The organism is Legionella sainthelensi (assembly GCF_900637685.1).
Taxonomy (GTDB): Bacteria; Pseudomonadota; Gammaproteobacteria; order Legionellales; family Legionellaceae; genus Legionella; species Legionella sainthelensi.
Genome location: NZ_LR134388.1, coordinates 146,226 through 161,666 on the forward strand (window position 1 = coordinate 146,226; position 15,441 = coordinate 161,666).

A 15,441-nucleotide genomic window follows, 5' to 3' on the forward strand; every position below is an offset into this window, starting at 1 on the left:
TGCTTATTACTACCTCTTTCTTCGTTTGAGTCCGTAAGGTGTACGGCGATTCTTTATTTTTAATAAAGGTTCTAGCTCTTTTAACGCCTGGATATACACTTGACGTTTAAAAAAGATGACCTGCCCTTCGGGTTCATGAAAATCAACCCAGCGCCAACTGTCAAATTCAGGAGAATCACTGAGATCAAGCTTTACTTTTTGTTCGCTGGCTGTAAGCTTTAACAAAAACCATTTTTGTTTTTGTCCAATTACTAAGGGCTCGCTGCCATGGCGTAGATATTGCTTAGGCAACCTGTATCTAAGCCAACGTTTTGTAGAGCCTATGACCTCAACATCTTCTTTATCTAATCCTACTTCTTCATGCAACTCTCGAAACATTGCTTCTAGTGATGTTTCACCAGCAGCTAATCCCCCTTGTGGAAATTGCCAAGCATCATGACCGCTTCTTCTTCCCCAAAAAACTCTGTTTTGTGAGTTGACAAGGATAATTCCTACATTCAGCCGATATCCGGCTCGATCAATTACCATGATGTCACTGTTTTCAATTAAACCGCTAATGTATTGATTCTTTCATAAACTACAAGACCTTGGCAATTAAATCCGTAATTATTATTTAAAAATGGGTTTTATTCGGTGAGGGAAAATGTCACAAAATGTTTAGATGAGGCATTCACAATAAAAATAATGTTGGAACGTTCGTTATATAAACCGCCATTGCTGTTTTAAAGTGCTGGTTGGTGCTATTCAAAAGCCATTCCTAAAACACTATTTTTTGTTAAAATGCTTGCTAATTTCAGTCAAGGGAAATAACTAAATGAGTTCCTTACTTTCCTCTTGTTCAGCTGTCTTTTTAAATCCGAATCATAAAGCCATGATCCGGATTTAATCAAGAGATTTACTTAGAAGCGCATTCCTGTATCTCTCTCCTCTTTTAACGTTTCTTGATTCAATTCAGTTTGCAATTCTGTTTTATAATTTTTAAATTTTTCCTTTAGTGTATCCTGGCCCACAAGTTGCTGGGATTTTAGCTCATCATATAAATAACGACTGAATGAATTTTTGTTGGTGCCTGAGGTGTTAACGATATCATTCGCCGCTTTTAATATATTGGCAGTAGGCGTATCTTCATTTTTAATCAAGTCAAGCAATTTTTGTGCTTGCTCCCGTCCATAGGAACCATAAGACAAATTACTAAGGCGCCAGCCGGTGGCATTCTGGTTAGACCAACTTAAATATTTTGTCGCTGCAGTTTCGATCTTACTTACCATGGCGCGAGCCTCTAACTTTGTCTTAAACTCTTGTCTGATTTTTTCGTTGAGGGACTCAATTTCCTTTTTTAACTCACCTTGCAATTTTTCTGGCAAAGTATTGGCTTTTTCATCAATCTGATTAATTTTCTTCATGAGCTCATTGTAATGATTTTTTGCTTCTTTAAACGATTTGGATTGCTTTATTTGTTCAGGATTAATGGTGTTGTTTAACTCTTGGAGCATTAATTCTAAAGGTATTCTTTCTTTTGCTGCAAATGCAGATTCAATTTTATTTCTTGCCTCGTCAATTTTTTGTTGAAATTTTTCTTGGTATTCGATAGCGATAGTCCCTTTTTTATTCTCGAGCGCTTCTACTCCTCTTAGTAAGTTGGTTCGAAGTTCGGTAGCCTCTTCTATTGATGGCGCTGTTGTGATTTGCTCGGGTTTGATGGCACTTAAATCCTGGCTTAACTTCACAAAGGGGTTAAAAGTTGTTCCTACGATTGCGACAGCTGTTTCTCTTTGCTGCCTTCCTGCTTCTGCTAATTTATCCAGTGCACTTTCATAGTTAATCTTATCTGCACCTACCAAATCTTCAACCACCTTTTTTATTTCCTTATCAGAGCTTTTTTTTAATTGCTCCTGTTGCACTTTTCGTAATATGTTTTGTTCCGCTTCTGTGAACACGGGTTGAGGTATTTTTGCTAACGCCTCGTTGACGAGCTTGACAGTCTCTATGGCCATTAATGCTTGTGGTGTATTAGCTATTGATTCGGGAAAAGGCGGTTTTTTCTCGGCTCCAGCAGCAATGGCGATCAGTTGGCCATAGGTATACCCGGCTACTTTAACTCGACCAATATCATCTCCGTCAAATGCATGTCCTTCGCATCCGGGTTTAAAGGGTTGGCCTATAACCCCCACTCCATTTACGACGGCGATACCACCGCGATTAATGAATGTGTCATAGGATCTATTGTTTGTATGGTCTTCGATCCACATGTGCTCAGGGGTCATTTTTCCTTCTCGAAACCCACCGCAAAGGTACATGTTTTCCACTGGTAATACCGTTTCTTGCAAATTTCTAAGCTCAAGAATTTCATCCATGTTGGAGTTGCGCTCTAGGCGTCGCTCTTCTACTGATGGCCCTGGAAATGGTTTTTCGATATATTCTGGATTTTGTCTCTTTTTTCGCTTTTCAGCAAGTTCATGCTGATCCTGTCTGTCCATGAGTTCGAATGCTTTAGCGGTACCGATATTTTCATATGTTTCATTTACTGATTTTCTTTTTTCCCAACTAGGTGCACTCGCTGTCGCAAACACATGGCAAGACTGTCCAGTATCAACTGTTGGAAAAGTTCGATTATATCGATCTAATCCTACGGAAGGGGATGAATGTTCTTGAAACAGGGCATTGTACGCTGGAGTTGTTCTATCGGATTTGGGCATGATTTGACCTCGTTGATATTTTAAAAGTCACCGATTTAATTATAGACGCATATTAATTTTTTTGGGGAGGAGAGGGTGCGAATAACAAATCTGCAAAATATTTAATTGCAAATAGGATTATCAAATTATCCTGTTGTAATTCAATAACCATTGTTACAAATTATTTTTTATTAATTGATCATATCAATGCCTGGAGTCTGGCATCTTCTTATCGACTAAGTAAAGGTGTTGGTCGGGTTATACTGCGTTAACTGAAGGTCTTTATCATTCGCGCGAAAGCGGAAACTCATTTCAATAGTGGCATTACACCTCATTAACATGACCCCGCTTTCAGGAAAACTAGTGAGCATCAAAACTCGATGCTCGAGTTAAAATTATATTCCTTTATACGAAACTTATACTAAATAAATGATTGATACTCTCTTATATCCGCGCTCTCGTATTGTTCTCTTCTTTTTCCGTTTCGACACGCAATTGAGTTTTCATCTCCTCTTTATAATTTTTAAATTTTTCAGTAAGCGTGTCCTTACCCACAAGATGTGTACCTTTTAGCTCATCATGTAAATAACGACTGAATGAATTCTTGTTGGTACCGGACGTGTTAACCGTTTCATTCGCTACTTTTAATATATTAGCCATAGGTGTATCTTCATTTTTGATCATGTCAAGTAGTTTTTGTGCTTGTTCCCTTCCATATGAACCATAAGACCAATTAGTGAGTCGCCAGCCTGTAGCGTTTTGATTGGACCATTCTAAATAACTTGTTGCAGCCCTTCGAATTTGCTCTACTGTTTCTCGAACCTTTACCTTTGCGTCAAATTGCGTTTGTACTGAGTTTCTTAACGTATCAATTTTCTCTTGGAATTTGTCTTGATATTCTGCAGGTAAGGTATTTTTTTTCTCTTCAAGTTCATTTATTTTGTTGATAAGCGTTTCATAATGACCGTGTGCTTCTTTTAATGTTTTAGATTGCGTTATCTGTTCAGGTTTAATAGCATCATTTAATTCTTGATTTAACTTCACAAAAGGATGAAAACCTGTACCTACGATTGCGCGAGCTGCTTCTCTTTGCAGTCTTCCTACCTCTGCATATTTTGCCATCGCACTTTCATAGAATCCTTTTTCAGGTTGTTTTAAATCTGTAACCACTTTTTTTATTGCAGTGTCAGAGTCTTTTGTTAGTTGCTCCTCCTGTACTGCTTTTACTACTCTTTTTTCATCCTCAGTCAGTATGGGGCCAGGAATTTTTTCTAATGCTTCGTTTACGAGTTTAACGGTTTCCATGGCCATTAGCACTTGAGGGGTGTTGGCTATTGAATTGGGAAAAGGAGGCTTCTTCTCAGCCCCAGAAGCGATGGCAATGAGTTGGCCATAGGTATATCCATCTACCTTAATTCGACCAATATCTTTTCCATTAAACGCATGTCCCTCGCATCCCGGTTTAAATGGTTTTCCATCTTTGCCTACGCCATTTACGACGGCGATACCACCTCGGTCGATGAACGTATCATAGGATATATTGTTTGAGTGGTCTTCTACCCACATATGCTCAGGAGTCATTTTTCCTTCACGAAAACCGCCGCAAAGGTACATATTTTCCACTGGTAATACCGTCTCTTGTCGATTTCTAACATCAAGAATTTCTCTCATGTTAGACATGCGTTCTTCAGTTCTCTCTTCTTCTGATGGCTCTGGGAAAGGCTGTATCACATAATCCCTATTTAGCCTTTGTTTGTCCTCTTCAGCAAACTCATGTTGAAACTGTCTGTTTAAGCGTTCCATTGCTCTTTCAGTACCGATATTAGAGTATGCTACGTTCACTTCGTTACTTCTTTCCCAAGTCGGTGCACTCGCTATCGCAAATACGTGGCAGGATTGCCCTTTGTCAACTTTCATAAAATGCCCGCCACGCCGTTCATTTTTTCCTACTGAAGGGGGCTCATGTTCTTGAAACAATGCATTGTAAGCTGGAGTTGTGTTTTTGGATTTAGGCATGATGTGACCTCTTTTCTATTTTAATGAACATCATTTTAATTATAGATACATATTTGCTATTGTGTGTCTCTGAATAAAAAGTTTACAAATGATATGGTATTATTGCGACGAAGGGGGGGCGCATTGCACCTCATCAACATGGACTAAGCTATCGTGCCTAGTCGTTTTAACTCAGGAAAAATCGGCACTTGCTGGCGAGATGAGAAGAATGTCACCCCTGCGAAAGCAGGATCTTTTGGTAAGTTCGACCCGACTACAAGTCTTTTAAAGCGAGTGCGGTGTATCCAGAATCGGGGTTCTGAGTAAAACCACGCTCTCTCATACTAAGTAAGGATTGATACAATATTACATCCGTATTCCTTTCGTGTTTTTCTCTTCATTTTCCACTTCTTTATGCAATAGCGATCGCATCTCTTCTTTATAATTTTTAAAGTTTTTAGTAAGTGAATCTGTAAAAGTAAGATTTGTACCTTTTAGCTCATCATGTAAATAGCGACTAAAAGAATTCTTGTTGGTGCCAGACGTTTTAACTGTTTCATTCGCTACTTTTAATATATTTGCCATAGGCATATTTTCATTTTGAATCATGTCAAGTAATTTTTGGGCTCGTTCCCTGCCATGTGAACCATGAGATAAAAAGCTAAAGCGAAAACCTGTAGCATTTTTCTTAGACCATTCCAAATATTTTGTCGCAGCGTCTTTGATGTGATTTACCGTCACTTCAATCTTTTCTTTTTCTTTAAGTTCAGTTTGAACAGATTGTCTTAATGTATTAATTTTTTCTTCAAATTTTGCTTGATATTTTTCTGGCAAGGTATTTTTTTTCTCCTCAAGCTCCTGTATTTTGTTGTTAAGGATTTCAACCTGTCCTCTTGCCTCTTTCATGGTTTTCGATTGCTTGATCTGTTCAGGCTTAATGGCATTTAAGTCTTGCCCTAACTTCTCTAAATTTTCTGGAAGTGCGGAGCTAATTCTATTTCTTGCTTCGTCAATTTTTTGTTGAAATTTTTCTTGGTATTCTGGAGCTATAGTACCTTTTTTCTGCTCCAGCGTTCTTATTTCTTCCAATAAGCCGTTTTTGAGGCGAACGGCTTCATCGATTGAGTCAGTATTTGTAATGGGGTCGGGTTTAATGGCACTTAAATCTTGGCTTAATTTCACAAAGGGATTAAAACCTCTCCCTACGATTGCAGTAGCCACTTCTCTTTGTTGCCTCGCTTCGTCTGCTAATTTATCCAATGCGCTTTCATAGTTAACTTTATCTGCTCCGGTCAAATCAGTAACCACTTTTTTTATTTCGATATCGGACTTCTTTTTTATTTGCTCCTCTTGTACTTTTTTAATATGTTTTGTTCCGCTTCTGTGAGCGCGGGTGGAGGTACTTTTGCTAGCGCTTCGTTGACGAGCTTCACAGTCTCCATAGCCATTAACACTTGCGGTGTGTTGGCTATTGAATCGGGAAACGGCTTGTCACTCTCAGCTCCGGAAGCGATGGCAATGAGTTGGCCGTAGGTGTACCCTGCTACTTTAACCCGGCCGATTTCATCTCCTTCAAATGGGCTTCCTTCGCATCCAGGTTCAAAGGCTTCCCCGTCTTTACCTACTCCTTCAACGACGGCGATACCGCCACGATTGATGAACGTGTCATAGGTTCTATTGTTTGTGTGATCTTCGATCCACATATGTTCAGGAGTCATTTTTCCTTCACGAAAACCGCCACAAAGGTACATATTTTCCACTGGTAATACCGTCTCTTGCAGATTTCTAAGCTGAAGAATTTCCTCCATGTTGGCTTTACGTTCTTGCGTTCGTTCCTCTACGGATGGTTCTGGAAACGGTTTTATGACATATTGTGGATCTCTTTCTTTTTTTCGCTTTTCGGAGAATTCATGCTGGTCTTGCCTTTCCAGGCGTTCAAATGCTCTAGCGGTACCGATGTTTTCATATGTTTCGTTTACTGATTTTCTTTTTTCCCAACTCGGTGCACTTGCTGTAGCAAATACATGGCAGGACTGCCCTGTATCAACTGTTAAAAAAGGTTTCTTCTTTGAAGTTAATCCAATTGAAGGAGGCGAATACTCTTGAAATAGAGCATTATAAGCTGGCGTTGTGTCTTTGGATTTAGGCATGACGTTACCTCACTGCTATTCTAATAACCATCATTTTAATTATAGATACATATTTACTATTGTGTGGGCATGAGTAAAAAGTTTATAAATGATATGAGATTGTGACGAAAGTGGACGCATTGTGCCCACCGATCAACATCGGTCTTTGCTTTTGTGAGATGAAAAGGGTGTCACCTTCTGTGAAAACAGGGAGCTCTTGAAGGTATGTTGCAAGGTAAAATCTCTAATAAGATGCACATAAGCGTCAACTTAAAAATTGACGCCAAGGCGCTGATGCTAGGGCAACTACCAAACTTCTAACACAAGGACAAAGCATCTCCTCACTATCACTTCCAAGTAAAACCACACCCTTTTCTTTTAGATGAACTTTATATTCAAGTGATACATTCCTAGATCTGCATACCCTTCGTGTTTGTTTCTTCTTTTTCTATTTCCTTATGTAATATAGTGCTCATCTGTTTTTTATAATCTTTAAAGTTTTGAGTAAGTGAATCAACACCAACAAGATTCTTCTTACCCTGTAGCTCATCATATAAATAACGACTAAAGGAGTTTTTATTGGTGCCGGAAGTTTTAACCGTTTCATTCGCCACTTTTAATATATTGGCCATAGGTGTATCTTGATTTTGAATCATGGTTAATAACTTTTGTGCTTGCTCCCTACCATATGAACCATGAGATAAGAAACTAAAGCGAAAACCTTTGGCGTTTTTATTAGACCATTCTAAATAATCTGTTGCGGCTCTTCGAATTTGTTCTACCTTTTCTCGGACCTTTACCTTGTCGTCAAAGTTTGCGTTAACTGATTGTTTTAACGTATCAATTTTCTCTTGAAATTTTGCTTGATATTTTTCTGGCAAGGTATTTTTTTTCTCTTCAAGTTGCTGTATTTTGTTAGTAAGCGTTTCAAAATGGTTGTTTGCCTCTCTTAGCGTTTTAGATTGTTTTATCTGCTCAGGTTTTATGGAATTTAAGTCTTGCCCCAACTTCTCTATATTTTCTGGGAGTGCGGAGCTAATTCTATTTCTTGCTTCGTCAATTTTTAGTTGAAATTTTTCTTGGTATTCTGGAGCGATAGTACCTTTTTTCTGCTCCAGCGTTCTTATTTCTTCCAATAAACCGTTTTTGAGGCGAACGGCTTCATCGATTGAGTCAGTATTTGTAATGGGGTCGGGTTTAATGGCACTTAAATCTTGGCTTAATTTCACAAAGGGATTAAAACCTCTCCCTACGATTGCAGTAGCCACTTCTCTTTGTTGCCTCGCTTCGTCTGCTAATTTATCCAATGCGCTTTCATAGTTAACTTTATCTGCTCCGGTCAAATCAGTAACCACTTTTTTTATTTCGATATCGGACTTCTTTTTTATTTGCTCCTCTTGTACTTTTTTTAATATGTTTTGTTCCGCTTCTGTGAGCGCGGGTGGAGGTACTTTTGCTAGCGCTTCGTTGACGAGCTTCACAGTCTCCATGGCCATTAACACTTGTGGTGTGTTGGCAATTGAATCGGGAAAAGGTGGCTGCTTCTCAGCCCCAGAAGCGATGGCAATCAATTGACCATAGGTGTACCCAGCTACTTTAACCCGACCAATATCTTCTCCCTTAAATGCACTTCCTTCGCATCCAGGTTTAAAGGCTTCCCCGTCTTTACCTACTCCATCTACGACGGCGACACCGCCGCGATTAATGAATGTGTCATAGGTTTTATTGTTTGTATGGTCTTCGATCCACATATGTTCAGGAGTCATTTTTCCTTCACGAAAACCGCCACAAAGGTACATATTTTCCACTGGTAATACCGTTTCTTGCAGATTTCTAAGCTGAAGAATTTCCTCCATGTTGGCTTTGCGCTCTTGCGTTCGTTCCTCTACGGATGGCTGGGGAAAGGGCTGTATGACATACTCTGGATTCATTCTCTTTTTATCTTCTTCGTCAAGATCATGATTAATCTGCTGTTGTAAGCGTCGCATTGCTTTCTCAGTACCGATAGTTTCATATTTCTTGTTGACTGAATCTCTTGTAGTCCAACTGGGTGCACTTGCTGTAGCAAACACATGGCAGGACTGCCCCGTATCCACTGTTAAAAAAGCTTCCTTTTTACGATTTAATCCAACTGATGGAGGTGAAAATTCTTGAAACAAAGCATTATACGCTGCAGTTGTCTTTTTGGATTTGGGCATGATGCGACCTCATTGCTGTTTTAATAACCATCAATTTAATTATAGGTACATATTTTCTCCTGTGGGTGCATGAATGAAAAAATTTACAAATAATGGAAGATTAAGCTGCAATAGAACAATCAAAATGAGTCTGTTGCTGCCTGGTAATAACGGTTAAAGAGTCTCTTTTTTAAAGATACTAGGTGGATGGAGCTAAGATGTGGGTTGGATTAGGATACTAAATTAGTTCCAGGGGGAGTTGTGCAACACTATAATTAGAAAAGTTGTTCAGAGAAAAACAGGAGAGATGCTAATTTTGAAGGTAAATGCGAGTTCTATCAGGCGCAGTAATTCCAGAAAAAAATTATTAGGGCATTATAAATGTACAAATGTGTCACTACTTTTGTAGTGACACATTAAAAATAGCAAAACCTGCTTCATTTGCTTTTTCAACTCTCGATTAGAGTTCTAGCGCAGGCTCAAACTGTTTCGATCTTCAGGCTTTGTTGTATCATGTTTATCATTTTGACCTGAGAAAATACCTGATTTTGATGGCTTAGGAGCAAAAGCAGTTAACGCGGCGATTTGTCCAGCAGTATAACCACTCACTTTTACTCTAAATATTTCATCCCCTTTAAAAGGACTTCCTTCACATCCGGGTCTGAAAGGCATACCGTCAACACCGACACTTTTGATTCGCACAATTGGCTGGTTTATGAAAGTATCATAAGTATAGCCAGTAGCTCTGTCTTCTAGCCACAAATGTTCAGGACTAACTTGTCCTTCTCTAAATCCACCACATACATAGAGGTCATCAGCTTCTTCCACTGTTTCATCTCTAAGGTTGGATATAAGATTCATGACTTGTTGTCTTACCTTGTACAGCTGGTTTTCATTTAATCCTTCACCGAAGTTAAGTCTAAATCCGATCCGATTGGTTAGATCTTCAAAAAGCTTATTGATATCTCTTTTTCCAGTCACATCACCGCTTAAAGCAAATGTATGGCAAGCTTGATCTTTTATACTAATTGGTTCTGGCATTATAATCACCATTAAGATTAAATTGGATAATGATTGTAAATAAATTGAATTGTTTTTTCAAGATACTTATGTCTTAAAATTTAGCTGATTTGATATTTATATTGCAGTGCTGGTGATTTATCGGTGGTTTTCATCGTTAAATTTACATCAATTTGAGTAGAAATATAAATCGTTATATGGCCCGAAGCAAACCAAATGGCACTGGTTCTAATAAAATCTATATCTCAAGCTTGATATAAATTACAAGAATTGATGTGAGTCGCCACTCGTTTAGTTATATAATTGGAACAAAATTTCTAAGTGGCGATCTCATGCGCAAGCGAATTCTAATACTTAATACCGGTGGGACCATTAGTTGCATCAAAACAAAAAATGGTTATGAACCATCCTTGGGTTATGTGGCATCAGCATTACAGCAAATTCCTTTGCTTCAGCATCAAGATATGCCTGAATATATTATTAAGGAATACCAACCTTTACTCGATTCCTCCAATATGACGGTACATGATTGGAACAGAATTGCTAAGGATATTGCAGATGACTATGATCATTTTGATGGCTTCGTCGTTTTTCATGGTACTGACACCATGGCTTACACGGCTTCCGCGTTATCATTTATGTTGGAGAATTTAGGAAAGCCTGTGATTCTTACTGGTTCTCAGATTCCTTTATCTGAAGTTCGTAATGATGCTATTGATAATGTCGTTACTTCTTTATGGTTATGTGTACATCAACCAATACATGAGGTATGCATTTATTTTAATCAACATTTGTTGCGTGGGAATCGCACGCAAAAAATAAGTTCCCAGGGGTTTAAAGCATTTGACTCTCCCAATTATGCTCATTTGGCATCTATAGGGATTGATATTAAAGTACATCAAAACCTTTTGTTAAAAAGACCACAAAAGCCATTTCATCTACAAACTATTGAGCCTCAATTTATTGCTAATTTTAGGTTATTTCCAGGTTTTGCTACGGATGTTTTAGCATACATATTAAATCAACCCTTATGTGGTCTAATTTTAGAGACGTATGGCGCAGGGAATGCACAAAATAATGATCTGCGTTTTTTAAAACAATTAACAGATGCTTGCGCACGCGGGGTAATCATTATTAATTGCACTCAATGTCAGCAAGGGGGCGTGGAGATGAGCCAATATGCTACAGGACACTCTTTAAAAGAAGCAGGACTTATTAGCGGCCACGATATGACTCCAGAGGCAGCCCATTGCAAGTTGTTGTATTTATTGAGCAAAAGATTGGATATTTTAAAAATTAAGCAATTAATAGAAACAGATCTTTGTGGTGAGTTAACTTCATAGCCTAGATTTCCCCAGGCTATGTTTCTCGCTGGAATTAAAGCGACAGTGGTTCCATGACAACTGATTTTTTAAGCGACGCAATTTCTTCGAGTACGTGCTGCATACATACTTCTAATCGACCTCTACTTGGTTTGAGCGTGGGCGCTTTCACATTCGCTGTGGCAAAAAATGAGAGACTTACGGGAACGCTCGTTATGGGTTGTGCTTGCCTACAAATTTCAGCATTTTCCCGTTTAATCGCATCCACTTCTCGAAGCACCAATTCTTGACGCATTCCATCAAATTCCTCTCCTTCTTTTACCCCTTTTAATAGGTCATCACATTTTTTCAGATGAGAAAGTAAACATGCTTCTTTGTGCTCTCTAACGCTCACCGTCGATGTAGCCCCGACAAGCGATGAAACAGCCTTCACGATATAGCCTTCATCGACGGGGTTAAAAATATTTTCACCGAAATAGTATGCGGCATGGGCACAAAGAATATTGAAGGGATGTTTTGAGTTTTCTATATCACACAGAGGAAAAGGGACAGTTGCCTCAGTGGTCTTAAAGGATAAGGTGGAAATAGTATTATAAAATCGTTCCAAATTGGAATTCATTTCGGTTAAGGTTGTATTCAAATTTCCACGAGGAAATTGATATTCTTTGCGCTTTCCTTCAACTTCCGCATCAAGTTCGGCGATTGCTTTTTTTAAAGCAAGCAAACTTTGCAAATCTGTTTCTTTGGGAACAAAGTCATCAATTTGTCTCCTTAATTTAAGAGTTAACTCTTTTTGTGCCTCAGAAAGCTCTGCGTTTCTAAAGCCGCCAAACCAGCTTTGGTTTTTGGCACTCGAATCTTCCATCGACTTATCTAGGCATTGAAGCATTAATCTTTTAGCTGCTCTAATAAAAACGGTCATCGCTCTACTCCTTGAACTGCAATTTAGTTATCATACCTTTATTGCTATTTATATTTAGGTAGATTGTTTCATTGCATACCTGTTATTGTTTTTAACCTAGGAAATTATAATTTCATGAACTTACAAATTATCATTTTAGCTGCAGGCCAGGGTAAACGAATGTATTCCAATATCCCAAAAGTACTTCACCCGCTTGCTGGGAAGCCTATGCTGGTTCGGGTAGTGGAAACCGCGCAGCAACTAAATCCTGATGCAATTCATGTTATATATGGTCATGGTGGTGAACAGCTTAAGAACTCACTCCCTGACTTACCTGTGCATTGGGTATATCAAGCAGAACAATTGGGTACAGGCCACGCCGTGATGCAAGCTTTACCTTTTATTCCACCACAAACACAAGTTCTTGTTTTATCTGCTGATGTGCCGCTTATCCAAGCAAGTACATTAAGGGCTTTAATTGAATGCAGCCATCCAGCAAATTCTTATCATTCCATTTTGACACTCTTGGTTGCTCATCTTGAAGATCCCAGTGGTCTTGGGCGTATTATTAGAGACAATCAAGGTGAAGTTTCCATCATTGTAGAAGAAAAAGATGCAAATGAGCAAGAAAAGAATATAAAAGAAATTTATTCGGGGATTTGTTGTGCAATTTCCGATGATTTAGAAAAATGGTTGCCTAAATTGAGTAATGATAATGCTCAGGGCGAATACTATTTGACAGAAATTATTGCCTTAGCTGTTGCCAATAAAACATCTATTAGAACACTAAGTGCAAAAGATGATGCAGAAATCCAAGGAGTTAATAATCGACTTCAATTACATGAGTTGGAACGCATCTGGCAAACAAGGAAAGCGAAGGAGTTATTGCAACAAGGGGTAACGATTGTTGATGCAAATCGTTTTGACTTACGAGGAGAATTAATTTGTGGCAAAGATGTATCAATAGATGTCAATTGCGTCTTTCACGGAAAAGTAATACTGGGTGATGGTTGTATTATAGGACCTAATTGTATCTTGGCAGATGTGGTTTTAGGAGCAGGCTGCGAGGTTTATGCTCATAGTGTATTAGAGGGTTGTAATATAGCAAATGATTGTAAAATTGGCCCTTTTGCTCGTTTACGATCAGGAACACAGTTGGCTGCAAATTGCAAAATCGGTAACTTTGTAGAAACAAAAAAAGCAGTATTTGATGAAGGATCAAAAGCCAGCCATTTAAGCTATTTAGGTGATGTTGAATTAGGAAAAGAAGTTAATGTTGGTGCTGGCACTATAACCTGCAATTACGATGGGGTTAATAAGCACAAAACGATTATTGAAGATGGTGTATTTATTGGTTCAGATACGCAACTAGTTGCCCCAGTAACAGTAGGCGCTCATGCAACTATTGGTGCTGGGAGTACAATACGTAAAAACGTTCCTCCTGGTGAGTTAACTTTAACAGAGTCAAAACAAAAAACGGTATATGGCTGGAAGCGTCCCATTAAAAAGGATTAAAGAAAATTCACTGGATGAAGAATGCTTCCAACTTAACGAATCTGTATCGATAGAATCTTGGTGAATGGGCATATCCTCTTCTTCTTCGGGTGGTCAATTTAAGGAAAAATTGACTGCGTCATCCCACTGGGGGTGTTAAAAGGCAACGCAGTAAACTTTGCCAGAAATTTCGCTGCAGCCTAGTAGATCTCTTGTCCTTGCAGAGGGTGATTTCTTCTAATTATCTTTATAAAAGATATTTTTTAATCATATTGTAAGGTATTTAAAGTTTTATTTTTTTCCATATGGGCGCATAGCCATAGAATAAAGGGCAAAGAAATCAACGTCATTAGTAGCTTGTAATCCCATACATTAGCCACTAAATTAATAATTTGATCATAGGGATAAATCCCACCAAACAATAAACTGTAATCTATCAAACACAATAAAGAATTCGCACAAATATTAGCAATTAAAATACGAAGAGGGCGCTGCAAAGCCCATTTAGGTTGTTTTAAATGATGCAGTAACATCGCATTGCTTATAAAGGCGAGAAACAAAGTCAACGATGCAGCAGGCAGCCTTTTAAGCATGATGTAGCTGTAAAAGGGATTCAAATTAAGGAATGTAGGAGAGGGTAAGGCAACAACAACCATTAATAAGACATCAAATATAAATTGAGTTGCAATAAGTACCAGACACAATTTTAAGTTGACTTTATAGCCCCATAACTCACCTAAAATCGTACTGATTACTAGGGTTATAGGAAAAAATAAAGAACTTGCTGATAGGATATTGTGTTTACTAATGAGCGTAATTATTCTGTATTCGCAAGCCAAACAGATCAGCATGACGATGATTGCAAAACAAATAAGGTAATCATATAAAGGTAGTTTTTCGCTACCTCGTTCGGGGGTAAAAGATGTGTTTTGATGTTTGAGCAAAAAAGTCAAATAAAAAATTCCAATCATAAGCAATATGAGAGAAGCTATCATCGACGAGTCAATAAAAATTTGTTTAAAATTAGGTAGGTATGTCCCAGAAAATAGAAGAAAAAAATCCAAACCAAAAAAGCTTAACCCACCAAGAACAGCCAAAAGCATGCATTGTTTTGATGTGGGAAGCGTCCTACTGGATTTTGGATAAAACAGAAGGTGCGGTAAGTAAAAACTGAGTGCAAAAGCTGTAGTAGTTGCAAAGAATTTTTTGGGAATATCTTCAAAAATGATTTGGTACACCGGATTATTGTGCATATATTCAGCGGCGGGCAAATTCACTAATACAAATACGCCGATACAAAATACATATACAGTCATTAAAGAAATGTTCAAAAAATGCCTTTGTTCTTTTATAGTGAAGTTTCTTAAGGCTAACAAATATAATCCTGCAACTAGTGGACAGATTAAACCATTCACAGAAAACATCAGTCCTTGAAGTAGGACAATTTTAAACGATACATTAATTAATAAAATTAGAGAGGTAATGGCGCTTACAGTCAAAAACAAAAAACCGGGAGAGTTCTGTGCAGGCAACGATTGATTCATTTGTGTTGGATTTCCATAAACAGTCCTGGTTTTTCTGCGATAATTGCTTTGTAATGAGCTAGTTCGTGCGCAAATATAACACTATAGTGTTTAATATGGCAAGTAATTAACAGCAGTTTGGATAAGGCTTCTTGGTGTTCTCTTGGTAAAAAAAAAGAAGGTAATAGGTTGATTTCTAGCAATA

General features: G+C 38.2%; 11 protein-coding genes. 2 read left to right on the forward strand and 9 right to left on the reverse strand.

All coding sequences use genetic code 11. The features are described from left to right. Positions 1–9: 9 nt before the first annotated feature. From EL220_RS00635 to EL220_RS00665, 7 genes are all read right to left on the reverse strand, one after another. Positions 10–528: an RNA pyrophosphohydrolase gene (locus EL220_RS00635; RefSeq protein WP_027272438.1), complete on the reverse strand. Its 519-nt coding sequence runs from the start codon at positions 526–528 to the stop codon at positions 10–12. Positions 529–899: 371 nt separating this feature from the next. After that, positions 900–2,696 carry a hypothetical protein gene (locus EL220_RS00640; protein ID WP_027272439.1) on the reverse strand — a complete coding sequence of 599 codons (1,797 nt, stop codon included), beginning with the start codon at positions 2,694–2,696 and terminating at the stop codon, positions 900–902. Positions 2,697–3,119: 423 nt separating this feature from the next. Continuing rightward, positions 3,120–4,691 carry a hypothetical protein gene (locus tag EL220_RS00645; protein ID WP_027272440.1) on the reverse strand — a complete coding sequence of 524 codons (1,572 nt, stop codon included), beginning with the start codon at positions 4,689–4,691 and terminating at the stop codon, positions 3,120–3,122. Between the two features lie 345 nt (positions 4,692–5,036). Then, positions 5,037–5,930, reverse strand: coding sequence for a hypothetical protein (locus EL220_RS00650; protein ID WP_128130797.1), 894 nt, complete (start codon positions 5,928–5,930; stop codon positions 5,037–5,039). Positions 5,931–6,007: 77 nt separating this feature from the next. Beyond that, entirely contained in the window at positions 6,008–6,820 is an 813-nt protein-coding gene (locus EL220_RS00655) for a hypothetical protein (protein WP_128130798.1), read from the reverse strand. Between the two features lie 389 nt (positions 6,821–7,209). Beyond that, on the reverse strand, positions 7,210–8,997 hold the full coding sequence (locus tag EL220_RS00660; protein WP_128130799.1) for a hypothetical protein: 1,788 nt from the start codon (positions 8,995–8,997) through the stop codon (positions 7,210–7,212). A gap of 447 nt (positions 8,998–9,444) precedes the next feature. Then, on the reverse strand, positions 9,445–10,017 hold the full coding sequence (locus EL220_RS00665; protein WP_027272442.1) for a hypothetical protein: 573 nt from the start codon (positions 10,015–10,017) through the stop codon (positions 9,445–9,447). A gap of 311 nt (positions 10,018–10,328) precedes the next feature. Here EL220_RS00665 and ansA point away from each other — a divergent pair, with 311 nt between their 5' ends. Further along, positions 10,329–11,339: an asparaginase gene (ansA, locus tag EL220_RS00670; RefSeq protein WP_027272443.1), complete on the forward strand. Its 1,011-nt coding sequence runs from the start codon at positions 10,329–10,331 to the stop codon at positions 11,337–11,339. A 34-nt stretch (positions 11,340–11,373) separates the two neighbouring features. Here the strand turns inward: ansA and EL220_RS00675 are convergent, their stop codons facing one another. Beyond that, positions 11,374–12,240, reverse strand: a complete 867-nt coding sequence (locus EL220_RS00675; protein ID WP_027272444.1) for a hypothetical protein — start codon at positions 12,238–12,240, stop codon at positions 11,374–11,376. A 114-nt stretch (positions 12,241–12,354) separates the two neighbouring features. On the opposite strand from EL220_RS00675, the gene glmU reads away from it, so the two are divergent. Beyond that, a complete protein-coding gene (gene glmU / locus EL220_RS00680; protein WP_027272445.1) occupies positions 12,355–13,734 on the forward strand; it encodes a bifunctional UDP-N-acetylglucosamine diphosphorylase/glucosamine-1-phosphate N-acetyltransferase GlmU in 1,380 nt (459 codons plus the stop codon). Between the two features lie 242 nt (positions 13,735–13,976). Here the strand turns inward: glmU and EL220_RS00685 are convergent, their stop codons facing one another. Further along, on the reverse strand, positions 13,977–15,257 hold the full coding sequence (locus tag EL220_RS00685; RefSeq protein WP_027272446.1) for a VUT family protein: 1,281 nt from the start codon (positions 15,255–15,257) through the stop codon (positions 13,977–13,979). Between the last annotated feature and the right edge of the window lie 184 nt (positions 15,258–15,441).